The organism is Telluria sp. LT2P80, assembly GCF_059685955.1.
In genome coordinates, this window is sequence record NZ_JCASIO010000002.1 from 278013 (window position 1) to 303451 (window position 25439).

18 protein-coding genes and 1 pseudogene are annotated in these 25439 nt (G+C 63.8%); 13 read left to right on the plus strand and 6 right to left on the minus strand.

The window, feature by feature from the left end:
* The first annotated feature begins 10 nt into the window (after positions 1–10).
* The 4 genes from nirB to AC56LW_RS07620 are packed head-to-tail and all read left to right on the plus strand — an operon-like array spanning position 11 to position 6853.
* Entirely contained in the window at positions 11–2575 is a 2565-nt protein-coding gene (gene nirB, locus AC56LW_RS07605) for a nitrite reductase large subunit NirB (RefSeq protein WP_499633246.1), read from the plus strand.
* A gap of 11 nt (positions 2576–2586) precedes the next feature.
* Positions 2587–2934: a nitrite reductase small subunit NirD gene (gene nirD, locus AC56LW_RS07610; protein ID WP_499633248.1), complete on the plus strand. Its 348-nt coding sequence runs from the start codon at positions 2587–2589 to the stop codon at positions 2932–2934.
* Positions 2931–4160, plus strand: coding sequence for an NAD(P)/FAD-dependent oxidoreductase (locus AC56LW_RS07615; protein WP_332530190.1), 1230 nt, complete (start codon positions 2931–2933; stop codon positions 4158–4160). Before nirD ends, AC56LW_RS07615 begins: the two co-directional genes overlap by 4 nt.
* Positions 4161–4171: 11 nt before the next feature.
* Positions 4172–6853, plus strand: coding sequence for a molybdopterin-dependent oxidoreductase (locus AC56LW_RS07620; protein ID WP_499633250.1), 2682 nt, complete (start codon positions 4172–4174; stop codon positions 6851–6853).
* Here AC56LW_RS07620 and AC56LW_RS07625 read toward each other — a convergent pair whose 3' ends face one another.
* Positions 6854–7822 (minus strand): TerC family protein, encoded by a 969-nt coding sequence (locus AC56LW_RS07625; protein ID WP_499633252.1) that lies wholly within the window; start codon positions 7820–7822, stop codon positions 6854–6856.
* A gap of 293 nt (positions 7823–8115) precedes the next feature.
* On the opposite strand from AC56LW_RS07625, the gene AC56LW_RS07630 reads away from it, so the two are divergent.
* Complete coding sequence (locus tag AC56LW_RS07630; protein WP_499633254.1) at positions 8116–9483, plus strand: hypothetical protein; 1368 nt, start codon at positions 8116–8118, stop codon at positions 9481–9483.
* A gap of 291 nt (positions 9484–9774) precedes the next feature.
* On the opposite strand, the gene AC56LW_RS07635 is transcribed toward AC56LW_RS07630, so the two are convergent.
* From AC56LW_RS07635 to AC56LW_RS07655, 5 genes are all read right to left on the minus strand, one after another.
* Positions 9775–10473, minus strand: coding sequence for a dienelactone hydrolase family protein (locus tag AC56LW_RS07635; RefSeq protein ID WP_332530194.1), 699 nt, complete (start codon positions 10471–10473; stop codon positions 9775–9777).
* A gap of 117 nt (positions 10474–10590) precedes the next feature.
* A complete protein-coding gene (locus AC56LW_RS07640; RefSeq protein ID WP_499633256.1) occupies positions 10591–11340 on the minus strand; it encodes an MBL fold metallo-hydrolase in 750 nt (249 codons plus the stop codon).
* Positions 11341–11362: 22 nt separating this feature from the next.
* Entirely contained in the window at positions 11363–11779 is a 417-nt protein-coding gene (locus tag AC56LW_RS07645; protein ID WP_499633258.1) for a YeeE/YedE family protein, read from the minus strand.
* A gap of 10 nt (positions 11780–11789) precedes the next feature.
* A complete protein-coding gene (locus AC56LW_RS07650) occupies positions 11790–12221 on the minus strand; it encodes a YeeE/YedE family protein (protein ID WP_499633260.1) in 432 nt (143 codons plus the stop codon).
* Positions 12202–12546 (minus strand): ArsR/SmtB family transcription factor, encoded by a 345-nt coding sequence (locus tag AC56LW_RS07655; protein WP_332530198.1) that lies wholly within the window; start codon positions 12544–12546, stop codon positions 12202–12204. The genes AC56LW_RS07650 and AC56LW_RS07655 overlap by 20 nt, the downstream gene beginning before the upstream one ends.
* A 210-nt stretch (positions 12547–12756) precedes the next feature.
* On the opposite strand from AC56LW_RS07655, the gene AC56LW_RS07660 reads away from it, so the two are divergent.
* From AC56LW_RS07660 to AC56LW_RS07695, 8 genes and pseudogenes are all read left to right on the plus strand, one after another.
* A complete protein-coding gene (locus AC56LW_RS07660; protein WP_499633262.1) occupies positions 12757–15645 on the plus strand; it encodes an insulinase family protein in 2889 nt (962 codons plus the stop codon).
* Between the two features lie 298 nt (positions 15646–15943).
* Positions 15944–16960, plus strand: a complete 1017-nt coding sequence (locus AC56LW_RS07665) for a LysR family transcriptional regulator (protein ID WP_499633263.1) — start codon at positions 15944–15946, stop codon at positions 16958–16960.
* Positions 16957–18585 (plus strand): Wzz/FepE/Etk N-terminal domain-containing protein, encoded by a 1629-nt coding sequence (locus tag AC56LW_RS07670; RefSeq protein WP_499633265.1) that lies wholly within the window; start codon positions 16957–16959, stop codon positions 18583–18585. The genes AC56LW_RS07665 and AC56LW_RS07670 overlap by 4 nt, the downstream gene beginning before the upstream one ends.
* 355 nt (positions 18586–18940) lie before the next feature.
* Positions 18941–20146, plus strand: a complete 1206-nt coding sequence (locus AC56LW_RS07675) for an MraY family glycosyltransferase (protein ID WP_499633267.1) — start codon at positions 18941–18943, stop codon at positions 20144–20146.
* 65 nt (positions 20147–20211) lie between these two features.
* Positions 20212–21228, plus strand: a pseudogene (locus AC56LW_RS07680) (SDR family oxidoreductase); the annotation flags it as partial.
* A 254-nt stretch (positions 21229–21482) separates the two neighbouring features.
* Positions 21483–22838, plus strand: a complete 1356-nt coding sequence (gene murJ / locus AC56LW_RS07685; RefSeq protein WP_499633269.1) for a murein biosynthesis integral membrane protein MurJ — start codon at positions 21483–21485, stop codon at positions 22836–22838.
* 17 nt (positions 22839–22855) lie between these two features.
* On the plus strand, positions 22856–24106 hold the full coding sequence (locus AC56LW_RS07690; RefSeq protein WP_499633271.1) for a glycosyltransferase family 4 protein: 1251 nt from the start codon (positions 22856–22858) through the stop codon (positions 24104–24106).
* Positions 24033–25439, plus strand: coding sequence for an O-antigen ligase family protein (locus AC56LW_RS07695; RefSeq protein WP_499633272.1), 1407 nt, complete (start codon positions 24033–24035; stop codon positions 25437–25439). The genes AC56LW_RS07690 and AC56LW_RS07695 overlap by 74 nt, the downstream gene beginning before the upstream one ends.

The following is a 25439-nucleotide window of genomic DNA, read 5'->3' on the forward strand; positions in this document are numbered from 1 at the left end:
GGAGAACGTCATGCATATCGTCGTCATCGGCCACGGAATGGTGGGCCACAAATTCCTCGAAACGCTCGCTGCCAGCAGCATGCAGGACCCGGCGACACCGCTGCGGGTCACGGTGCTGGGCGAAGAGCCGCGCCCGGCCTACGACCGCGTGCACCTGTCGGAATTCTTTGCCGGGAAGAGCGCGGATGACCTGTCGCTGGTCGCGCCGGGCTACTTCGAACGCGCCGAGCTGGCCGAGCGCGTCGTGCTGCGCCTGAACGCGAAGGTGGTCGCCATCGACCGCGCTGCGCAATCGGTGCTGCTGGGCGACGGCAGCACTGTCTCCTACGATCGCCTGGTGCTGGCCACCGGCTCGTACCCGTTCGTGCCGCCGGTGCCGGGGGCCGAGCGCAAGGACTGCTTCGTGTACCGCACGATCGAAGACCTCGAGAAGATGAAGGAATGCGCCTCCCGCGGCGACGGGACGCGCCAGCGCATCGGCGTCGTCATCGGCGGCGGGCTGCTGGGCCTGGAGTGCGCCAAAGCGCTGCGCGACCTGGGCCTGCAGGCGCACGTCGTCGAATTTGCGCCGCGCCTGATGGCGGTGCAGGTCGACGATGCGGGCGCGCGCGTGCTGCGCACCCGCATCGAAGAACTGGGTGTCGGCGTCCACACCGGCAAGAACACGCTGGCCATCGTCGATGGCGATGAGACGACCCACCGCATGCAGTTCGCCGACGGCACGAGTCTGGACACCGACATGATCGTGTTCTCGGCCGGCATCCGCCCGCGCGACGAACTGGCGCGCCAGGCCGGCCTTGAGCTGGGCGCGCGCGGCGGCATCGTCATCGACGGCCAGTGCCTGACGTCCGACCCGCACGTCTACGCGATCGGCGAATGCGCGCTGTGGAGCGGCCAGCTGTTTGGCCTGGTAGCGCCGGGCTACGACATGGCGCGCACCGCCGCGCGCCATGTGCTGGGCGCCGAATGCGGCTTCCTTGGTGCCGACATGAGCACCAAGCTCAAGCTGATGGGCGTGGACGTGGCCAGCCTGGGCGACGCGCATGGCACCACGCCGGGCAGCCGCAGCTACCAGTTCCTGGATGAGCGGCGCCAGACCTACCGCAAGATCGTTGTCTCGAGCTGTGGCAAGTACCTGCTCGGCGGCGTGCTGGTGGGCGACGCCGCATCGTACGGCGCGCTGCTGCAGACAATGCTCAACAAGATCGAGCTGCCCGAAGCGCCCGAATACCTGATCCTGCCGGAGAGCGGCAACACGGTGCGGCCTGCGCTGGGCGTGGACAAGCTGCCAGCCACGGCGCAGGTCTGCTCGTGCAACGACATCTCGAAGGGCGCGCTGTGCGAGGCGGTGGCCGGCGGCGCCACCACGATCGGCGCGCTGAAAAGCTGCACGACGGCCGGTACGGCCTGCGGTGGCTGCGTGCCGCTGGTGACGCAGGTGCTGAACGCCGAACTGAAAAAGCTGGGCGTGGCCGTCAACAACCACCTGTGCGAACACTTCGCGTACTCGCGCCAGGAGCTGTACCACCTGGTGCGCGTGGAAGGCATCAAGGAGTTCGGCGAACTGCTGGCGCGCCACGGCAAGGGCCTTGGCTGCGACGTCTGCAAGCCGACCGCCGCGAATATCCTGGCCTCGGTGTGGAACGATTTCGTGCTCAAACCGAAGCACGCCAGCCTGCAGGATTCGAACGACTACTTCCTCGGCAACATCCAGAAGGACGGCACCTACTCGGTCATACCGCGCATGGCGGGCGGCGAAGTGACGGCCGACGGCCTGATCGCGGTGGGCATGGTCGCCAAGAAGTACGGCCTGTACACCAAGATCACGGGCGGACAGCGGGTCGACCTGTTCGGCGCGCGCGTGGACCAGCTGCCGGCGATCTGGGAAGAGCTGATCGACGCCGGCTTCGAGTCGGGCCACGCCTACGGCAAGTCGCTGCGCACGGTGAAATCGTGCGTCGGCTCGACCTGGTGCCGCTATGGCGTGGGCGACAGCGTGGGCTTTGCCATCGAACTGGAAAACCGCTACAAGGGTTTGCGCGCACCGCACAAGATCAAGTTTGGCGTGTCGGGCTGCACCCGCGAATGCGCCGAGGCGCAGGGCAAGGACGTGGGCCTGATCGCCACCGACAAGGGCTGGAACCTGTACGTGTGCGGCAACGGCGGCATGAAGCCGCGCCACGCGGAGCTGATCGCATCGAACCTGACCGAGGCCGAGGTCGTGCGCCTGACCGACCGCTTCCTGATGTTCTACGTACGCACGGCCGAACGCCTGCAGCGCACGTCGACCTGGCGCGAAAACCTCGAAGGAGGCCTGGAGTACCTGCGCCAGGTGGTAGTCGAGGACAGCCTGGGCATCGGCGACGAACTCGAAGCGCAGATGCAGCACGTGGTCGACACCTACGCGTGCGAATGGAAGGAAGCCATCACCAATCCGGCCGTGCGCAGCCGCTTCCGCCACTTCGTCAACAGCGCGGAACCGGACAGCAACGTGGTGTTCGTGCCCGAGCGCGGCCAGGTGCGCCCGGCCACGTTCGACGAACGCCGCCGCACGATTCCCATCGCTGTGGCTTGAGGAGAATGACCATGCATCGTGACACCCAACTTGCCAACTGGACGGCTGTGTGCCGGCTCGACGAGATCGTCCCCGATACCGGCGTGTGCGCGCTGCTCAACGGCCGCCAGGTGGCCGTGTTCCGCATCGGCGACCTTGAGCCGCGCGTGTACGCCATCGATAACTACGATCCCAATTCGCAGGCCGCCGTGCTCTCGCGCGGGCTGGTGGGCAGCATCGGCGAGCGCATCGTCGTGGCCTCGCCCATCTACAAGCAGCACTTCGACCTGGCCAGCGGCGAGTGCCTGGAAGCGCCGGCGCAGTCGGTGGCGAGCTACCCGGCCCGGATCGATGGCGCCGTCGTCTGGGTCGCCGCATGAATACGACGCACAGGCCCGCGCTGGTGGTGGTCGGCAACGGCATGGCCGGGATGCGCACGGTCGAGGAACTGCTCGCGCTGGCCCCTGGCATGTACGACATCACCGTGTTCGGCGCCGAGCCGCACGTGAACTACAACCGCATCATGCTCTCGCCGGTGCTGGCGGGCGACAAGACGCAGGACGACATCGTGCTGCATCCGCGCGCGTGGTACGCCGAGCATGGCATCACGCTGCACACGGGCGACCCGGTCGTGGCCATCGACCGCCGTCGCCGCATCGTGCGTTCGCAATCGGGTGTGGAAGTGGCATATGACCGCCTGCTGCTGGCCACCGGTTCGCAGCCGTTCATCGTGCCGGTACCGGGCGCGGACCTGCCGGGCGTGGTGGGCTTTCGCGACCTGGATGATGTCGACACGATGCTGCAGGCGGCGCGCGACGGCCGGCACGCGGTGGTGATCGGCGGCGGCCTGCTCGGACTGGAAGCGGCCAATGGTTTGCTGCGGCGCGGGATGGACGTCACGGTCGTGCACCTGACCGGCAGCCTGCTGAACCAGCAGCTCGATGGCGACGCGTCGCTGCTGCTCAAGGGCGCGCTCGAGCGGCGCGGTTTGCGCATCCTGCTGGGCGTGCAGACCGAGGCCATTCTGGGTGATGGCAAGGTCGCATCGGTGCGCCTGTCCGATGGCGTCACGCTGCCGGCCGATCTGGTGGTGATGGCCGCCGGTGTGCGGCCCAACGTGGCGCTGGCGCGCGCCGCCGGCCTGCATGTCGAGCGCGCGATCGTCGTCGACGACACGCTGCAAAGCTACGACCCGCGCGTGTACGCGGTGGGCGAATGCGTCCAGCACCGCCGCGCCACCTTCGGCCTGGTCGCGCCGATCTGGGAACAGGCGCGCGTCTGCGCGGCGCACCTGGCCGGCTTCGGGCACCGCCGCTACGTGCAGCAGGCCGTGGCCACCAAACTCAAGGTCACCGGGATCGATCTGTACTCGGCCGGCGACATCGTCGGCGGGCCGGGCACGCAAGACCTGGTGCTGCGCGACCGCCGCTCCGGCATGTACAAGCGCCTGGTCCTAGACGGCAATCGCCTGACGGGCGCCGTGCTGTATGGCGACGTGGCCGACGGCCCCTGGTATTTCGACCTGATCGGGCGCGGTGTCGACATCTCGGCGCTGCGCGACCGCCTGTTGTTCGGCCCTGCGTTGTGCGACGCGCAGGCCGCCTAGAAAGAGCACCCATGAGCATTCCGATCCACGCTGTGCGTACCACCTGTCCTTATTGCGGCGTCGGCTGCGGCGTGAAGGCGACCGCGCTGCCCGGTGGCGGCGCGACGATCGAAGGTGACCCTGAGCACGCCGCCAACCGCGGCCGCCTGTGCGTGAAAGGGTCGGCGCTGGGCGAAACGCTCGATCTGGACGGCCGCCTGCTGCATCCGGCCGTGCGGCAGAACGGGGTGCTGGCGCGCGCCAGCTGGGACGAGGCGCTGGATACCGTGGCAGACGGTTTCGCGCGCATCATCGCCGAGCACGGGCCGGACGCGGTGGCGCTGTACGTGTCGGGCCAGATCCTGACCGAGGATTACTATGTCGCCAACAAGTTCATGAAGGGCTACGTCGGCAGCGCCAACATCGACACCAACTCGCGCCTGTGCATGTCGTCCGCCGTGGCCGGCCACAAGCGCGCCTTCGGCGAAGACGTGGTGCCGGGCTGCTACGAGGATTTTGAATTGGCCGACCTGATCGTGCTGGTCGGCTCGAACGCGGCCTGGTGCCATCCGACGCTGTTCCAGCGCATCGTGCGCGCCAAGGAAGCGCGGCCCGCCATGCAGATCGTCGTGCTCGACCCGCGCCGCACGGCCACCTGCGAGCTGGCGGACCTGCACCTGGCCCTGAAGCCCGGCAGCGATGTGGCGCTGTTCAACGGTCTGCTGGCGCACCTGGCGCGCGGCGATGCGTTCGATGCAGACTACGTCGCAGCGCACACGACCGGCCTGGATGCGGCGCTCGATGTCGCCAACGCAGGCGACGACGTGGCGCGTGTCTGCGGCCTCGATCCGAACGATCTGCACGCGTTCTACGACCTGTTTGCCCGCACCGATAAAGTCGTCACCGCATTCTCGATGGGCGTGAACCAGTCCAGCAGCGGCACCGACAAGGTCAACGCGATCATCAACTGCCACCTGGCCACCGGCCGCATCGGCCGCCCCGGCATGGGGCCGTTCTCGCTGACCGGCCAGCCCAATGCGATGGGCGGGCGCGAAGTGGGCGGCCTGGCCAATATGCTGGCGGCCCACCTGGACCTCGACAACGCCGGGCACCGCGATGCGGTGCGCACGTTCTGGGATGCGCCGCGCATCGCCGACAAGCCGGGCCTCAAGGCCGTGGACCTGTTCCGCGCGATCGAAGCGGGCAGCGTGAAAGCAGTGTGGATCATGGCGACCAATCCGATCGTGAGCATGCCGGACGCCGACCAGGTACGGCGCGCCCTGGCGGCCTGCGAGCTGGTGGTGGTGTCGGACGTCATGGCCAGCACCGACCTGGCGCCGTACGCGCATGTGGCGCTGCCGGCGCTGGCCTGGGGCGAGAAGGATGGCACGGTCACCAATTCCGAACGCTGCATCTCGCGCCAGCGCGCCTTTTTGCCGGTCCCGGGCGAGGCGAGGGCCGACTGGCGCGCGCTGTGCGAGGTCGCGCAGCGCATGGGCTACGCCGGGTTCGGGTTCGACAGCGCGCATGCGATCTTCGACGAACACGCGCGCCTGTCGGCCTGGAAGAATGACGACGATGGCCACCGCCGTGCCTTCCGGCTCGATCCGCTGGTGGGCATGCGCCGCGCCGCGTATGACGAACTGCAACCGGTGCAGTGGCCGCTGAACCCAGCGGGGGAGGGCACCGCGCGCCTGTTTGGCAGCGGCGGCTTTTCGTACCCGGACGGCAAGGCGCGCTTCATCGCGACAGGCGTGCGTGCGCCGGCCAATGTGCCTTCGAGTGAATTTCCGCTGGTGCTCAACACGGGCCGCCTGCGCGACCAGTGGCACACGATGACGCGCACCGGCAAGTCGCCGCGCCTGGCCGGCCACGCGGCCGAGCCCTTCGTCGACCTGCACCCGCACGATGCGTTGCTGGCCGGTGTGCGCGAGGGCGAGCTGGCCCGCATCAGCTCACGCTGGGGCGCGATGGTCGCGCGCGTGGCGCACGGCGGCGGTATCGCGCGCGGCGCCGCTTTCGTGCCGATTCACTGGAACGGGCAGACCGCGTCCGATGCGCGGGTGGGGGCGCTGGTCAATCCGGCCGTCGACCCGGTCTCGGGCGAGCCCGAATTCAAGCACACCCCGGTGCGGATCGAGCCGTTCGGCGTGGCCTGGTATGGCTTCATCATGAGCCGGCACGATCTGAGCCTTGAGGCGGTCGCGCACTGGACGCGGGTGCGCGGCAGCGGTTTCATTCGCTATGAGCTGGCCGGGCGTGCACCGGTTACGCCCGATATGGCGCGCGCGCTGCTGGGTGCAGGCGAAGATGCCGACTGGATCGAGTATCAGGATCAGTCGGCAGGCATGCTGCGCGCCGCGCTGCTGGTCGATGGTTGCCTGGAAGCCTGCCTGTTCGTGGCGCGCGCTCCCGATCTGCCGGCGCGCGCATGGCTGGGTGGACTGTTCGCCGCACCCGAACTGGGGCCGCGCGAGCGGGCCACGCTGCTGGCCGGCCGCGCCGTGCAAGCCGGGCCCGATCCCGGGCCGACGGTCTGCTCGTGTTTCGGCGTTGGCCGCAACACGATCTGCGCCGCAATCCGGGCCGGGGACTTGCAGACGCCCGGTCAGGTGACGGCCTGCCTGAAGGCGGGCGGCAACTGCGGCTCGTGCATCCCCGAGATCAAGTCGCTGCTGCACGAGGTGCGCTTCGCCGCTGCCGCCGCCGCGTGATCAGCCCGGCGGCGTTTTTGGGACGGGTTTGGAGGTGAGCAGGCTGGCCACCACCGACCCTGCCAGAATCACCCCGACTACCCCCAGCGCGATGCCGGTCGGGATCTTGTAGATATCGAGCAGCAGCATCTTGATGCCGATGAAGATCAGGATCCCCGCCAGGCCATATTTGAGCAGGTGGAAGCGGTCCGCCATGTCGGCCAGCAGGAAGTACATCGCGCGCAGGCCGAGAATGGCGAACACGTTCGACGTGAACACGATGAACGGGTCGCTCGTGACGGCGAAGATCGCCGGAATCGAATCGACCGCGAAGATCACGTCCGTGATCTCGACCATGATCAGCACCACGAACATCGGCGTGGCAAAGCGCAGGCCGTCGCGCATGATGAAGAACTTTTCGCCATGGTATTCGTCGGTGATCCGCATGTGGCCACGCAGCCATTTCAGCACCTTGTTGTCGGCCAGGTCGGGTTCGCTGTCGGCCGAGATCAGCATCTGGATACCGGTGTAGAGCAGGAATAGCCCGAAGATGTAGAGGATCCAGTGGAACTGGGCCAGCAGGAGCGCGCCGAGATAAATCAGGATCGCGCGCAGCACGATGGCGCCCAGCACCCCATACAACAGCACGCGCTTCTGGTATTGGGGCGGCACGCCGAAGAAGCTGAAGAGGGTGATCCAGACGAACACGTTGTCGACCGCCAGCGATTTTTCGATCAGGTAGCCGGTGAGGTATTCAAGGGACTTCGCCTTGGCCACGGCCGGGCCGGCAATGCCTTCGAGATACCAGTAGAACCAGGCGCCAAAGGCCAGTGCCACCGAGATCCAGATCAGCGACCAGATGGCTGCTTCTTTCGTGCTGACCTTGTGATCGCCCGACGTTTTCAGGCCAAAGAAATCGATGGCCAGCATGACGACGACGAACGCGGTGAAGGAAAGATAAAGAGTAGGTGTGCCGACCGATTCGAGCATGTTGACTCCGTGGAGTGGCAATGGACGCTGGGCGCGCGTGCTGACTGGCACGCGCTGTCATTACAGCATGAATTTTATGGGCATGCCGCACGCATGGGGGCTCTTGACGCGCGCTTGTGGTGACGGTGGCGGAAGGAGGACTTGATCGTAAAATAAGCTCGTTTGTGTTACCTGTAAGGTACTCTACCGCTGCGTCACGATTGGTTGGGGAGAGCAACGTAACGCGCGGACGACGTAAAATCTACCGGCCTGACCTCGTAAAAATTCAACGTCCCAAATTCTACGCGAGCAATATGAGCAAACTATTACGCTTCCTTTTCGGTTCGCGTCCGCCAACGGTAGCAGGGATGCGTAATGAGTTGAAAACAGCATCCATTCCTCAATTGGTTGATTTATCGCGTGACTATCACGGATTCATTCGGGAGGACGTGCTGGTTCGTGCGGCCGAGCTTCGCTCGCCGGCGCTGCTTGAGGCGATCCTGGAGCGATTGAACGACTGGGTTCCACAAGTGCGTCAAGCGGCGCGTACGGCGCTCCTGGCGCTGGTGCCGGTTCTCCCGCCAGCCGCAATCCTGAAAACGCTGCCTGTCATTGATCGGTTGCGACTCGCAAAGCGCGAGAATCATGTCGTCTGGATTGAACAGTACTACGCCATCGTTGTCGATGTCGTGGGCGCCGATGCCCTGGTTGTCGAGGCCGTAACGGGGACTGGCGAAGTGGCGCGCTCGTGCTTCAATATTGTCAGCACACATTCCCTGCTCGACGCAGGCCAGCTGGCGCAGCGCGTGCTCGAGAATGGGGCCGACTTCGTCACGTCGCTTGCGGCTTGGCGTTTGGTAGCGGGACTGAAAGTAAACGAGCTGAGAACCCTGGCAAACATCGGGTTGGCAAGTCCCTTCGGCGCGGTTCGCACGGCCGCCCTGCGCGAGTCCTTGAATTCTGGTGGCGAACAGGCCGACGCTTTAGCCGAGCAGGCCTTATTGGATCCGCAAAGTTCGGTGCGCGAAGTAGCGATGTGGCACTTGAAAGAAAGAGGCTATCCGGTTGCGCAGTTTTATGCCGACCGCCTTGCGCATGACGTTCTGACGATGCGCAAAACGCGTATTTGCCTGGCCTCACTGGCTGCCTGCGGCACGCGCGACCATGTGGCGATCATCAAACGGTTCACCGTCATGCCGCACGCCCGGACGCAGGTTGCTGCTGTCATGTCATGGGCCCGTCTGGCGCCCGATGCACGTGACGACATCTTGCGATTTGTGCTGGCCAGCCAATTTGCCAGGGTTCGGCAACTGGCTCTTGTGTTAATCGAAGACTTCGGCGCGTACATCCCTCTGGACGAAGCGGTGGCCCTGGCAGAAGAAAAATCTGACCACACACTTGCTCTTTCACTGGCACGACAAGAGCCCTGGACGTGGCTTACAACCATCCTCAACATGGCAAATAGCCAGATCGATTCACTGCACAAGGCGCATCTGATCCGCGAGCTGCAAAAATGGCTGGCGGCGTCCACAAATATCTATACCAAACCGACGGCTGCACAGGTGAGAGTCCTGATTTCTCCAGATGCCCCGCGCGTGCTCAATGACCTCGTCGGCCGAGATGTCTTTTGTGCGAATGGCGCATTCCGTCAAATATTCGAACTGCATGGTCTCAGGTGGTGAGAAATCATGTCGTTGAACAAACAACTCTGCATCAGGTTGATAGGCTCGGCTCGTTCAAACGCCGTCGCCTGAGAAATGGAGATAGGGCAAAGTGTCTAATCTAAGCCCGGACTGTGGACGCGACTCGTGCAAGGCTGAGGCCGTGTCCAAATGTCAGACCTGACCCCAGCTTTTCTTCCTCAGTTGGTCGTGCCACGTGTAAAGAAGATTGTGAGAAAAGCTGTTGTCAGCAGTTCCCGGTTTTTCATTTAGTGCCTGATCCGGCAGACGATCATGGCGCCAGGCGCCGGATCAGCGCAGCGTGCGTGCGAAGAACTCGTCGGTGCGGCTGTTGGCCAGCGTGGCCGCGTCATGGTCGTAGTGACCGCCGCCCGGCCGGGCAAACGCGTGGTCGCAACCCGGGTAGACATGGATCTCGGCGTCGGTGCTGTCGGCGAACGCTGCCTTGATCTTCTCCTGCGCCTCAGGGCCGATGTATTCATCGGCGCCGGCCAGGTGGTACAGGAACGGCGCGCCGATGTTCTTTGCTTCGGACAGGTAGTTGTCGGTGCCGCCGCCGTAGTAGGCCGCGAACGCATCGCCATCGGTGCGCGCCGCGCTCAGGTAGGTCATCAGGCCGCCCAGGCAGTAGCCGGTGACGCCGACCTTGCCGGTGCTGCCTTCCATCGTGCGCGCTGCGCTGATGGTTGCGGCAATGTCCTGCACGCCATGGTCGAAATCGTAGCTCTTGTACAGTGCGAACGCGCGTGCAACGTCGGCTTCATTTGCTTCCGACAAATCCACGCCCGGCTCTTCGCGCCAGAACAGGTCGGGAGCAACGGCGATATAGCCCTTGGCAGCGTAGTTGTCGGCGATGCTGCGTATGCCGGCGTTCACGCCAAAGATTTCCTGCAGCACGATGATGACCGGGTAGGTGCCGACGACGTCGGGACGGGCCACGTAGCAATCGAAGCCGCGTTCGGCGGTGGTGACGGTGAGTGTTTCGGACATGGAATTCCTTTAGGTTGACGGGGAGTGTGCCGGCCGGCTTGCGTGGGCGGCCGTAGCGAGACATATGATAAGACGAATGGGACCGATGCTGCCACCAGCACGATTGCAGCGCAGACTTCAGCCCTGGAGACTGACGCCCATTTGCCGGCAATAGTGAGCGAGGCGTTCGGGCAGATCCGCCGGACACACGCCGCACGCCCGGTTGCCCGGCACGGCATAGTCGATGAAGGTCGGGTAGGGCAGGGCGAGCTCGGCCATGATCGAGCGAAACTCCTGCAGCGTCTTGCCGGCGCCGAGTCGCAGGTTGCGCTGTTTTTCCTGGGCAATTGAGGAAACATGGCGCTGCTGGTAATCGTGGGCGGGATAGACCGGCGTCTCATCCGGCAGCGCGAACAGTTTTTCAGTCACGCTGCGATACAGCGCATCGGCATCCCCGTTCTGGAAATCGGTGCGACCGCAGCCGTCGATCAGCAGGGCATCGCCGGTAAAGACCCGTTCGCCCAGCAGATAGGAAAAATGGCCATCGGTATGGCCGGGCGTATGCAGCGGCAGCAGGGATATGCCGCCGACCTCGAACGGGCGGCCTTCCTCGATCGCCACATCGGCGCAGGGCAGGTTGTCGAACGCGGGCGCGGCGATCTTGCTGCCGGTGGCGTTGCGCAATGCCAGCGCTGCGGTGATGTGGTCGGCATGAATATGGGTGTCGAGCGTGAAGGCCAGTGTCAGCCCCAGATCGTGCAGGACGCCAAGGTCGCGCTCCATACTCACGATTACCGGGTCGATCAGGATGGCCTGGCCGGTCTGCGGATCACCCAGCAGATAGGTATAGGTGCTCGACAGCGGTTCGAAAAGTTGCTTGAAAATCATGGTACCTCCGGTGAGCGGTGGATCAGGACCTGCGCCGTTCGATGAGTTCAAAGATGCCCATGCCAGCCAGCATGGCGGCGCAGAAAATGAGCGGCTGTACTGCGCCCGTCGCGAGCGAAGCCAGCGCCGGACCGGGACAGAAACCGGCCAGCCCCCAGCCGGCGCCGAAGGCGAGGCTGCCCAGCACCAGCCGGCGGTCGATCCGGGTGGCGGTCGGCAGGTGCATGGGCTCGCCCAGCAGCGATTGCCGGCGCCTGGCAGCGACGCGGAACGCGGGCAATGCCACCAGGATCGCGCCGGCCATGACCAGCGCCAGCGACGGGTCCCAGCGGCCGGCCAGGTCGAGAAAACCAAGCACTTTGGCCGGGTTCGTCATGCCGGATACGATCAGGCCGATGCCAAACACGAGACCGGTAATCAATGCCATCAGGATGCGCATGCTGTTCTCCTCAAGCCAGTAGATGGCGCACGATGAACACGGTCGCGAAGCCCGCGCCCATGAACGCCAGCGTCGCCGCCAGCGAACGGGCCGAACCGCGTGCCAGGCCGCATACGCCATGGCCGCTGGTGCAGCCGGCGCCGTAGCGGGTGCCGATGCCGACCAGCAGGCCGGCGGCGATCAGCGTGCCCATGCCGGCATCGATGCGCATGGCGGGCAACGGGGCGGCCAGCATGTACACGAGTGGCGCGGCGACCAGGCCGAGCAGAAACGCGATGCGCCAGCCACGCTCGCCCCGGGCCGGCCGCAGCAGTCCGCCGAGGATGCCGCTGATGCCGGCAATGCGGCCATTGAACAGCACGAACATGGCGGCCGCCAGGCCGATCAGCAGGCCGCCGCCCAGCGCGGTCCAGGGTGTGAAGTCAGTCCAGTTTACGGTCATCGCTGCCTCCCGGTTGTGCACAGAACTGCTGGTACAGGACCTGCAGCACGGCGCTGGCCGCGTCGCTGGCCAGGCTGTAATAGATCTGCTTGCCGTCGCGCCGGGTCGTGACCAGGCGCTCTTCGCGCAGCACGCCCAGTTGTTGCGAGAGGGTGGGCTGGGCAATGCCCGACGCCGCTGCCAGCTCGCTGACGCAGTATTCGGCCTGGGTCAGCTGGCACAGCAGCAGTAGCCGGTCCGGGTTGGCCAGCGTCTTCAGCAACGCGCAGGCGCGCACGGCGGCGGCTTGCATTTCAAGCAGGTTCAATGGTTCTGAATGGTTCATGGTATCGCTTTCGTCAGACTCCATTGAATCACACTATATCGAAAAACAAAATATATTTTTGTATATTGATTAGTCTGTCACCCTGGTTTGGGCGGCGCCGACGCGTGTGCCCGGCACGGGGTAGAATTTCAGGGCATTGTGGTCGTCATGCCGTCGTCGAACGTCTTCATGGCCCACCACGACCATTGCCATATTCTGAAAGAACCGTACATGAGTCATTTCGAGCACCTCCGCAGTCACGCCATTCCTGCACTCCAGGCCACGATGGAAGAGTATGTCGCGCCGGCGTCCGGCGCGCGCCACATCCACCTGACCACCAGCGGCGCCGACATGGCGTTCCTGGTGGGCTTCCCCACCGTGCCCGACGCCAGCGATGGCCGCGCGCACATCCTCGAACACCTGGCGCTGTGCGGCTCGCAGCGCTATCCGGTGCGCGATCCGTTCTTTGCCATGCTGCGCCGCTCCACCGCGACCTTCATGAATGCGTTCACCTATGCCGACCGCACCGTGTATCCGTTCGTCAGCACCGACGAAAACGATTTCTACAACCTGCTCGACGTGTACCTCGACGCCGCCTTCTTCCCGAAGCTCGACTACCTGAACTTCCTGCAAGAGGGCTGGCGCTACACGCTCACCGATGGCGTGCTGGGTTACCAGGGCGTGGTCTTCAATGAAATGAAGGGTGCGTTCGCCGACCCGGGCCACGCGCTGTACAAGGGCCTGACCTCGACGATCCTGACCGGCACCACCTACGAGGTCGATTCGGGCGGCGATCCGCTGGCCATTCCCGAGCTCACGCACCAGATGCTCAAGGACTTCCACGCCAGCCATTACCATCCGTCGCAGGCGGTCTTCATGACGGCCGGGCCATTGCCTGCTGCCGCGGTCCAGGCCCGCATTGCCGAGCGCGTGCTGGCACGTCAGATCGATGCATCGGCACGGCGCGTGCCGCAGTTGGCCAGCGCCTTCGCGGCGCCACAGCGCAATACCGTGCGCATTCCGTCGCAGCAGGGCCGCGACAACGAATTCGGGCTGCAAATGACGTGGCTGATGGGCGAGTCGGCGATCCCGAAAGTGGCGTTTGAAGCGAGCCTGCTGTCGGCCGGCCTGCTGGGCGACGCCGCCGCACCGTTGATGAAGGCGATGGAGACGGCGGGTTACGGCCGGCCGTCGGGCTTCAATGGCCATGACGACAGCGCCCGCCAGATGCTGTTCCATGTCGGCATGGAAGGCCTCACCGAAGCCCAGGCACCCATGGCCGAAGCGCTGATCTGGGCCACGCTGGAGCAGGTGGCCGAGCAGGGCGTGGAGCATGCCACGCTGCAGGCGGCGCTGCGCGACCTGAAATACCAGCAGCGCAACACCCGCAGTGGCAGCATGCCGAATGTGCTCGAGCGCCTCTTGATCGCGCTGCCGGTCGCGATGCGCGACGGCGACGTCGTCACGGCCTTCGACAGCGATGCGATCCTGCAGGCGATGGAAAGCGATATCGCCGATCCCGCCTACTTCAAATCGCTCGTGCGTAACCTGTTGACGTCGCCTGGCCGCCTGGTCTCGACCATCGTGCCGGACGCCGCCTATTTTTCTGACCGTGACGCCGTGGAAAGCGCGCGCCTGGCGCAGGCCTCGGCCCAGTTGACCGACGCCGACCGCGCGCGCATCGCGGCCGATACCGTGGCCCTCGAAGCGCACCAGAAAACAGCGTTCGATTCGCAGGTGCTGCCGCGCATCCGGCCCGGCGACGTGAGCACGCAGCCGCGCGCCTTGCCCGCGTTTGCACCGACCGCCGACGACATCCACGCGTTCAGCATCGGTTCGAACGGCATTTCGTCGGCCAGCATCGTGTATGACGTGTCGGCCATCCCGGCCGCCGACTGGCCATGGCTGGCGCTGTACACGCAGCTGCGCGACGATCTCGGCCTGGAGGGACAGGACTACGCCGATGCCGGCGCCTGGCGCCAGCGCATGGTGCCGTCATTTGGCTTCGACCTGCAGCCGTTCCAGATGCCGGACGGCGCGCTGCGCATTGACCTGACGGTATCGGCCAACGCCCTGCGCGAGGAGCATGCCAACATCGTCGCGGTGCTTGACGCCTACATGGCCCGACCACGTTTCGACGAGGCCGTGCGCCTGCGTTATCTGCTCGAGCGCAAGGTGGAAAACACGCTGGACGACCTGGCGCAGGCCGGCAGCCACTATGCGTCCATGGCCGTGAGCGCGCCGCTGGCGCAGGTGCGGCGCTTCCAGGACGCCATTGCCGGACCGACGGCGCTGGCATTCAACGCGCGCCTGAAAACCCTGGCCGCAACGCCGGAAGGCGTGGCGCAGGTCGCGGCCGAACTGGCGCGCATCCACGCTGCCATCGTGGCGCAGCGCCCGAGCATCCTGTGCGCCGGTAGTGGCGACGATGGCCATGACTTGGCGCGCCTGCTGGCGGCGGCGTGGCCAACGTCCGGCGCCACCACGGGTGCAGCTGCGGCGCCTGGCGAGGCTGCAGAAGCCGCGCCACAAGCCCCGGCGAATGTCGCGCTGCACGCTGCAGGCCAGGTCAATCACTGCAATATCGCTTGGGCAGTGCCGATGTCGCACGACGATGACGCCGGCGCCCTGAGCGTGGCTGCCGAGCTGTTCACCAACCAGGTGCTGCACACGGCGCTGCGCGAAGCGGGTGGCGCGTATGGCGGCAGCGCCTCGTATGCAGGTGATTCGGGGGTGTTCTCGATGGCCTCGTTCCGCGACCCGCGCCTGGCGGCCACCTACCGCGATTTCGACGCGGCAGTCGACACCATCCTGGCGTCCGACTACAGCGACGAGCAGGTTGAAGAAGCCATCATCGGCGTCATCAAGAAGCTCGACAAGCCGGAAGCCCCGTGGGATGCGGTGCGCCTGGGCTGGCGCATGTACCGGCGCGGCACCGACATGGCCACGCGCGAGCGTTTCCGTCAGGGTGTGCTCGGCTGTACGCAGGCGCAGGTCAAGGCGGTCGTGCAGAAGTATCTGAAGAACGGCACGTCGAGCCGCGCGGCGTTCGCCGGCAATACCGAGCAGGATCTGGGCGGCCTGGCCGTGGTGGATCTGTCGGTGCTGGCTGGCGCTTGATGGCGGTTCACCGATGGCAGGGGGCTGTCGTCGGTCGCTGCTGGTAATACTGATTCCCTATTAAAATAGTTTAAATACTATATTTAATAGGGAATTTCTTTTTGTATATTCGGCAGGTGCAATGCCTGCTGTCGGATTCAGTTAGCCTGAATTTTTTCGCTATTCCGATGCATTGACGGCACGCAGAATCCAATCGGGAGGTCCTGCATATCATCCAATGGTATTGCGCATACGCGCGGGATGTTTTGAAGATTTTCTCAATTAAATATCTGCACGGATAATGTAAGTGGGATACGCCATGAATCTGTTTGAACCATTGGATATTCTGCCGGATATCGCGCATGTCATCGATCATGACGCCAGATCGCCATCTGGCGCTGTTCAGTCTTGTAAAACCAGGACACCGCGTATCAGTCTCAAGCAATGGAACATGTTTCACGCGGTAATTGAGTTCGATGGTTTCGATGGCGCCGCCGATCAATTGCACGTGACCCAGTCGACCGTCAGCCATGCCGTTGCCAAGCTGCAAGAGCAACTGGGCGTCGCGCTACTGGAACTGAAAGGGCGCAAAGCGCAGATCACCGCCGCTGGCCAATGTTTACTGGAAAGGTCGCGCGAATTGGTCAGGCAGGCCAACGCGCTCGAGGTGCTGGCCGACACGCTGCGCCATGGCTGCGGTCCGGACATCCGCGTGGCGATGGACCCCGGCTTTCCATCCGACCTGCTAATCCAGGCCGTGCGGCAGTGCTCGCCGTCGCTGCACGATCTGCGCCTGAGCGTCAGCGAAGTCACGCCCGACGGCGCGCGGCGCGTGCTGCATGCGGGCGAGGCCGACATCGTCATCGGCGCGCAGCCGGTGCCGGGCTTTGCCGCCAGTTTTCTGTTCGAGGTCGAGCATATCGCCGTGGCGCATCCCGCCCATCCGCTGTTTTTGGGCAAGCGCGACATCACGCATGATGAGCTCAACACGCATTCTCAAATCGTCATCGCCCCGGCGCAACAGGGTGGCGGCGCCGGCATGGGCGAGGCGGTGCTGCCTCATCCCGGTTCCTGGCGTGTGTGCAATCCTGAGCGGGCCATCGGTATCCTGCGGCAGGGCGTGGGCTATGCGTGGTTGCCCAGGTTCCAGGTACAACAGGCGCTCGACGCCCGGCACCTGCGCGCCTTGCCGCTGGCGGGCGCGCGCCATCACGGCTCACGCTTGTACCTGATGTGCGCACAGTCGGTGGCGGCGGGGTCGGTGGCCAGGCAATTTGCCGATGCGCTGCATGCTTGCAGCGCGCGCTGCCGCCAGGCAGATGCGGGCCAGGCATGAAACGCGCTCTGCAGCCAATGGCCACGCCGCTGTCGCGGCGCAGCAGAGAGGGCACGGAGTCCTCGGCGCTGCTCAGGGTCCGGCACGTGCTGCGCAACGGCTGGCTGATCGCAGCCGTGGGGTGCGCGATCGCGATCTTCGCCATTGCCGTTGCACTCAGTGTGAAGCCGGTCTATGAATCGAACATCCTGATCCAGATCACGCGCAACGCGCCCCCATCGGCCGACGTGCAGACAGAAACCCCGGCCATTACCGAAATCGAGATCCTGCGTTCGCGTTCGATCCTGGCGCGGGTCGTGAATGCCCTGCACCTCGATATCGCCGTCGAGCCGACCCTGTTTCCCGTCGTGGGCGCCTTCATCGCGCGCAGCAATCCAGGATTGTCGGAGCCCGGCCTGTTCGGCGTCGGCGGCTATGTATGGGGAAACGAGCAGGTGCGGGTGGACACCTTCAATGTGCCTGATGCGCTGCTGGACCAGCCCTTCCATCTGGTCGTCAGCGGCCCGGATAGCTATACGCTCAGCCAGCAAGAGGCGGGCATCCGGCTGCACGGCAAGGTTGGCCAGCGGCTGCGCGCCAGGTTGCTTGCTGGACCGCTGGACATCCTGGTCGCCCAAATTCACGCCAGACCGGGCGCGGCGTTCACACTGTATCGAAGTCGCCAGGGGCAGGCGGTGGACAGGCTGCAACGGTCATTGGCGATCGCCGAAAAGGGACGGCTGTCGAATGTGATCGGCGTGTCGCTGCAGGGCGCCAGGCCCGAGCTGGTCAGCCGGATCCTCAATGAAATCGGCGACCAGTATATCCAGCAGCAGACTACCCAAAAAAACGACGAGGTGAAGAACCAGCTGGTGTTCTACGACCAGCAAGTCGCGCAAGCGCAACGCCGCATTCATGAACTCGATGCCAGGCTTGACGAACTCCTGCAACAGCACGGTGCGTCCGACCTGAGCGAGGACGCACGTATCCTGGCCCAGCAATCGCTGGTGCTGCAGGCCGAACTCACGGCGAAGGAGCAGCAGAAAATCGCGTTGTCGGGCCGCGTTGGGGATCGGCATCCCGATATGCTGGTCGTGACGCGGCACATTGCCTCGATCCGAGGTGACCTGGCCGATATCGAGGCCAGGCGCAAGGGCTTTGGCGCAGCCCAGCAAGAAATACTGGCGGTTAATCGTGACAAGCTGGCGCACAGCCAGATGAGTTTTGAGCTGCTCAATACACGCCACAAGCTCGATGCATTGATGCTGTCCAATCACGTCAACGTGCGCGTTGTCGACCGGGCCCAGATACCGTTGCAGTCGGTCACGCTCGGCTTGCCGGTCATGCTCGTACTGGCTTGTCTGCTGGGCCTGGCAGGCGGTGTCGGCGCCTCGGTATTGAAAAATGCACTCGTGCGGCGCAAGCACCGGGGCGGGGCGGCCTGGGCCGTGCGGCGGCTCGCGATCGGTACGCAGGCGCCGCTGGACGACGGCAATATTGGCCCGCGGGACGCTGCGCCGCCCATTGCTGAGCAAGGCGAGGGCGCCGTCAACGCCGCCAGACGTGAGGCGCCAGCGGCTCCAGGACACGGTGAAGGGTCAGTCGACGCCGCAAGGGGCGGGGCACCGACGACGACCGTGCGGTAGTGAGCTGGCCTGCAAATGCTTGCGCCGTCTGAACCGCGCTGTCGCCGCGCCCACGGCATCCCGGCGTGCACGTTTCTACTCCTGCGTCCTACCCCAGCCCGCCATCGTGGACGTATGTCGTTCGATATTTTCTAATGGATTGATCACTAAAGAAACCAATCATAAAAATGCATCTGATGACGGAGGTAAAACGGCCAATGCATCGATATTTTCAACGTTTTTTTACTCGCCAATTTGCTAAAGTAAACACCAGTTTAAAGACGGCCTGAACGAATATCGTGCGTATCGATAACATCGTCATTCTGAGCCGTGCATGTGCCTGGCGAACGTTTTTCAGATCAAAACGGAGGGCGTAATGGCGATAAAAAATTTTAATGATGTTGAATCCGTGTTGCCGCCTGAAGTAATGCTCCCGCTTCTTGAAACGTTTTTATTGGCATTACTGGTCAGCTTGTTCATTTGCATGCTCAATATCCTCACCGAGCGTTGGCATGGCAGGTTTTCATTTGATATCGATGTCAATGGTGTCCAGAAAGTTCACAAGAACATGGTGTCACGCACTGGTGGCGTGGCCATGGTGGCGGGCGTACTGGCCGTCCCGGCGTATGGTGCTCTGGTGGGCTATCCGCTAGCGCTGCAAACCGAAACAAACGCGCTTATTTTGCTGCTGTTGCTGGCAGCACTGCCAGCTTTTTTGGCCGGCATCGTCGAAGACCTGACCAAACAAGTGTCGGTCCGTCTCCGGCTGTGCGCCATCCTGACCAGCGCCGTGCTCGCCGCCTGGCTGGTGGAAGCGCATCTGCCGCGCCTGGATATCTGGGCGCTCGACGGCGTCCTGCACTGGCTTCCCGTGTCGTTTGCCGTGACCGCGTTTGCAGTGGCCGGTGTCTCCAATGCCATCAATATCGTCGACGGTTTCAACGGCGTCGCCGGTGGCACGATCGTCGTCATTCTTGCCGGCGCTGGGTTTCTGGCATGGCAGGCCGGGGATCCCATCGTCACCCTGCTGGCCCTTGCCGGGATAGGTGCCACCATCGGCTTCCTGTTGCTCAATTACCCGACCGGCCGCCTGTTCATGGGCGACGGTGGCGCGTATTTCATCGGCTTCTGGGCGGCAGAAGTGGCAGTGCTGACGATTGTGCGCAATCCCGGCATCAACGCGTGGCAGATTCTCGCCATCTACGCGTACCCGGTCATCGAGGTCCTGTTCAGCATGTATCGCCGAAAGTTCCTGTACAGCGCCCTGGTCGGTGCGCCGGACCGCCTGCATCTGCACTCGCTGTTTTACCGCCGCGTTGCCTGCAACAAGATCCGCGTCGTCCGCTACACATGGCGCCGCAATGCGGGCGTGGCCTGCTTCGTCACCGCCTGGCTCAGCGCCGCGACGATTGCCGCCGTGCTGCTCGGCGATACCGTGCCCGCTGCGGTGGCGCTGGTCCTGGCGCAGATGGTGATCTACGTGGCGGTCTACATGCGCCTCGTGCGAGGCCATTGGGGGCGCTGCCGCCGCCTCGCCGTCATTCTCGGTCTGCGGCCCCAGCCCAGAAGCAGGGCGGTCTGACCGATGCGGTCTCGCCCACACCCAGCACATCCATCCCATTTGCCACCCCTGACAGGAACCGGTCCATGTCCAACTTCGACGATATCCAGAAGGCGCTGCGCGCGCATCCCCAGCGGTGGCTGATCACCGGCTGCGCGGGCTTCATCGGTTCCAATCTGCTTGAAACGCTGTTAAAGCTCGACCAGACCGTCGTTGGCCTGGACAATCTGTCGACCGGCTTTCAGCGCAACCTGGATGAAGTGCGCAGTCTTGTCACCGCCAGCCAATGGCAGCGCTTCACGTTCCTGCATGGAGATATCCGCGATCCGCACATGTGCCGGCTGGCCGTCGCCAACGTCGACAAGGTGCTGCACCAGGCCGCGCTGGGTTCGGTGCCACGCTCGATTGCGGACCCGCTCGCTACCAACGACGCCAATATCAACGGCTTTCTTCACATGCTGGTGGCGGCGCGCGATGCGCAGGTGACGTCGTTCGTGTATGCGGCGTCCAGCTCGACCTATGGCGACCACCCCGATCTGCCCAAGGTAGAAGAGCGCATCGGCAAGCCGCTGTCACCCTATGCGCTGACGAAGTACGTCAATGAGCTGTATGCGGACGTATTTTTCCGTTGCTATGGACTGCGCACCGTGGGGCTGCGTTATTTCAACGTGTTCGGCAAGCGCCAAGATCCAAACGGCGCCTATGCTGCCGTGATCCCGACATGGATCGCAGCGATGATGGCAGGTCGCCAGGTGCAGATCCATGGCGACGGCAACACGAGCCGCGACTTTTGCTATGTCGAGAATGCAGTGCAAGCGAATCTGCTGGCGGCGATGGCGCCGGTCGAGGCAGGCAGTGCGGTCTACAACGTGGCCGTGAACGAGGCAACGACGCTGAACGAGTTGTTCGCCTCTCTAAAAACTATTCTCACCACGCAGGGTGTAACGGCAATCATGGAACCGTGTCACACCGCGTTTCGCGCCGGCGATGTGCGCCATTCGCGGGCGGATGTGAGCAAGGCCATGCGTGAACTCGGGTATGCGCCGGCTTACCGCATCGATGCCGGCCTCAAGGCGGCTGTGCCTTGGTATCGCAAGCACCTTGGCAATCCCACGCCGGGTGCGGGCGCTGTTGCCAGCGAATTTGCCGGCACGGTTGGGGACGAGTTTGTCAGCACGGTTGCGGACGAAGTCGCCGGCGCTGTTGCGGACCACGTTACCAGCACTGTTGCCAGCACTGGCGCCAGCATCGGCGCCAGTGATAAAGCCACGGCAGGCGCGGTGTAAACCATGCCCACGCCGGCCAAGCATCTGCCGCAGGCGCTGACGATGTCGCTCAGCCGCGACGCGGAGGGCAAGTGAGTCTGCTCGATACGCTCGGCGCACGGTGCCGCATCGCCGATCCGCAGCATCTCGCGATTTTCCGCGGGCTGCTGACTGTGGCGCTGTTCACTCTGCTCGGCAAGCTGATGAGCGCGATGAAAGAAATGGCCGTCGCCTACCGCTACGGCCTTGCCGCCGAGGTGGATGCTTACCAGTTCGTGTACAACCTGGTGTCCTGGCCACTCGGCATCTGGGCCAGCGTGCTGACTGCAGTGCTCGTGCCGCTGGTGGCGCGCATGCGCGAGTCCAGTCCGCAGGCGATCCCGCGTTTTCTTGCCGAACTGGCCGGTTTTACGCTAGTGCTGGGCATGACGCTGGCGCTGCTCGGGTGGCTGGGCATCGGCGCCTTGTTGCGGTTCGACCGCAGCGGCTTGCCGGCGCACTCGGCGCAGCTCGCCGCGACGGCGCTTCCCGGCCTGATCCTCATGCTCCCTCTTGGCCTGCTGGTCGCTCTGCTATCGACGTGGCTGCTTGCGGCGCAGCGCCACGTCAACACCTTGCTCGAGTGCGTGCCAACGCTGTTCATTACAGCCGCAGTCCTGCTATTTGCTGGCGGCGGTATCAACCCCCTTGTCTGGGGCACGATTGCCGGCTGCGCCTGCCACCTGCTGGCGCTCCTGGCGCCGATGTCGAGGCGCCGCGAATTCGAAGCGCCTGTCTTCACCAGAGACTCTGCCCAGTGGCAATGGTTCTGGCAAGGCTTCGGCATCATGCTCGCTGGTCAGGCCTTGATGAGCTTTACCGTGATCATCGATCAGTTCTACGCGGTTGGCCTCGGGACCGGGGCGCTCGCCACGCTGGGCTACGCGAATCGGGTGTTGTCGCTGATTCTCGGCCTGGCAGCCATCGCCGTCTCGCGCGCCACGCTGCCGGTGTTCTCGCAGGTCAGCGCCGATGCTGAAGGGCAGGTCTACCGTGTCGCCGTGTCGTGGGCGCGCCTGATGTTCGCCGGTGGGGTCGCCGTCATGCTGTTGAGCTATCTCGCCGCGCCGTGGGTGATACGACTCCTGTTCGAGCGTGGCCAGTTCGGTGCCACCGACACGGCGCAGGTCGCCGAGGTATTGCGCTACGGCTTGCCGCAGTTGCCCTTCTATTTTGCGTCGATGGTGCTGGTGAGCTATGCACTCAGCCAACGCCGCTACGGCTTGATTGCCTGGTCCGGCGTCATCGGCTGTGGCGGTAAGGTACTTGGCAACATCTTGTTGGTGCCACGTCTTGGCGTCAATGGCATCGCGCTGGCGACGATGGCGGTGTACGGTCTCAACGCGCTGTTCTTCTGGCTGGCGCTGCGGCGCCGGTCGCCACCACGGCGCCCTGCGCCGTGTCTCTGAACCATGGAGCGCATCCAGTGAAGATCCTGTTGCTGATGCATAGCTTGTCCGCCGGGGGCGCAGAGCGCGCCGCGTGCACACTGGCCAATTTCTGGGCGGGCAAGGGGAGCGAGGTGACCATCGTCACGTTGGCGCCGGTCAGCGCCGATTTTTATCCGCTCGATCGCAGGGTAGGGCGCATTTCGCTCGATCTGGCAGGGGCCAGTCGCCATGCGCTCCATGGCCTGTGGCAGAACACAAGGCGGGTGATGGCGTTGCGGCGCCTGTTGCGCAGTCTGCGGCCAGACATCGCGCTCGCAATGATGAGCACGCCAAATGTGCTGCTGGCCCTTGCCAGCCTGTGGTTGCCAGCGTTGCAGACGATCGGCTCCGAGCGTTGCTATCCGCCGCACGCACCGCTCGGCCGCCTGTGGCATGTTCTGCGCCGTACGCTGTACGGCAGGCTGTCGGCCATGGTGGCGTTGACGGGCGAGTGCGCGCACTGGATAGACACGCGAACATCGGCGTCACGGGTGGTCGTCATTCCCAATGCCATCGCCTGGCCACTGCCGGACAATCCGCCGCGGCGCAGTCTTCCCAGACTGTGCCAGCCGCAGCGCAAGCGCCTGCTCGCCGTCGGGCGCCTCGACCCCGTGAAAAACTTCGATGCACTGATCGTCGCGTTCGCGCGCCTGGCGGGTGCCTTTCCGGAGTGGGATCTGGTCATTCTTGGGGAGGGGCCCGAGCGTGCCCGGCTCGCAGCGACGATCGGGCGCATGGGACTGGTGCAGCGCGTGGCCATGCCAGGGATGGCCGGCAATGTCGCGTACTGGTATGGCCAAGCCGATCTCTTTGCGCTGACCTCGTTTTCCGAAGGCTTTCCCAACGTCCTGTCCGAAGCGATGGCCCATGGCGTGCCTGCGGTCAGCGTCGATTGCAATACAGGGCCGCGGGACATCATCCGGCACGGTATCGACGGTCTGCTGGTCCCGCCAGATGATATCGCCGCCCTGAGCGAGGCATTGTCACGCCTGATGGGAGACGCGGCATTGCGCGGGCAGTTGGCGATCAATGCGACGCAGGCGAGGGAGCGCTTCTCGGTCGAGAAGATCGGGCAGATGTGGGAAACATTGTTTTTGTCGCTGTGCGGCAGTCAGGCACTGGCCCATGCAGGTGGCCACAAAGTCAGCCATGCAGGCACGCAAAAAGTCAGCCATGCAGGCAACCACGAAGTCAGCCATGCAGACAGCCGGTTGGTTGCAACGCAAGACCCTGCCCATGAACCCTGACCTCGCCGCCGGCAACGAAGCGAGGCTGCCCAACTGGCATGGGTCACGAACACCGCCACGCACTGACCACCGGTTTTTCGTCAGATACCACACGCTGTTGATGGCGGTTGCGCTTGGCGCCATGTACGCCAATCTGCCGGTTTATTTATATGTCCTCGATACGCGATTATTGCCAAAGTTTATTTATTTCGGCATCTTTGCATTCATTGCGCCGCTGATGGCCATGCGGTGGCAAGCGCTTGGTGATTACCTGGTGTCCCCATTCGCGTTGTGGGCATTATTATTATTTTCTTTGAATATGATCCACTTGGCTGGTTTTCCTGCCAGCGCGGACGTTGGCGGGGCAGCGTTCATGGATATGCATGCCGAAGCCAGGCGCTCCCTGATCACGACGCGCGCACAATATATTCTGTTCGCCCTGTTCCTGGGATTCGTTGCCTATATCTCCCCCGCGAGAATGTATTTGCGGATCATGTTCGTCCTGATGGCCGTCGTGCCATGCGCCGTCATCGTCGATTTTGCCAATCCAGGATTGTTGTATCCGGTTGATCTGACCGGTGCAGTGCTTGGGCGGGCGGCAGCCATGTTCATCAATCCGAACCTGGCTGGAGAAGCCATCCTGCACATCGTGGTACTCGGCTTTGCCGTGCTTGATCGCCGCTATCGGATGCCCCTGTTTTTATTGGCCGGGATCGCCATCCTGAGCACATTTTCCCGTGCCGCAATCATTGCGTGGATGGTATTGCTGGGGCTCTTTATTTACAAACGAACATTACCGAAATCCGCTGTGATATCACTGACAATTGCGATCGGTATTCTTCTCGTCTTTATCGGCAGCTTCGAAAGTTATATATCTTCCAGAGAAGAATTTGAAGACGCAGCCACCAATATTCTGTCGAGGCTCAACTTCTTCTCCAGCTTTACCTTCGATGATGATAGCTCGGAAGAGCGGGCAGGTGTGATTCAGGCTGGTTGGGAGTTATTTCTTCAAAACCCTTTATTTGGTTCAGGTGCTGGCGCCACGCATTTTTGGCGACACCGGGGAAGCACGCATAACCAGCTTCTTCTTTTAGCGGCCGAATATGGCGTCATGGGGATTTTATTATGGGGATGGATGCTCATCATGCTCTGTAAAAGCAGGTTTTTCAGCGATCCGGGGTTGCGGTATGCGATGGCATTCCTGTTCGCGTTCATGTCGATGTTCACCCATCAGATGCTCGATGCCGCCTCGTACTGGCTGGCCACGTTCGCGCTGTTATGCGCCATGCCGGGCAGTGCACCGGCCGGCTCACTGACGCCTTGGCCCTGGCCCAGGCAACGCATGGCGCGCTAG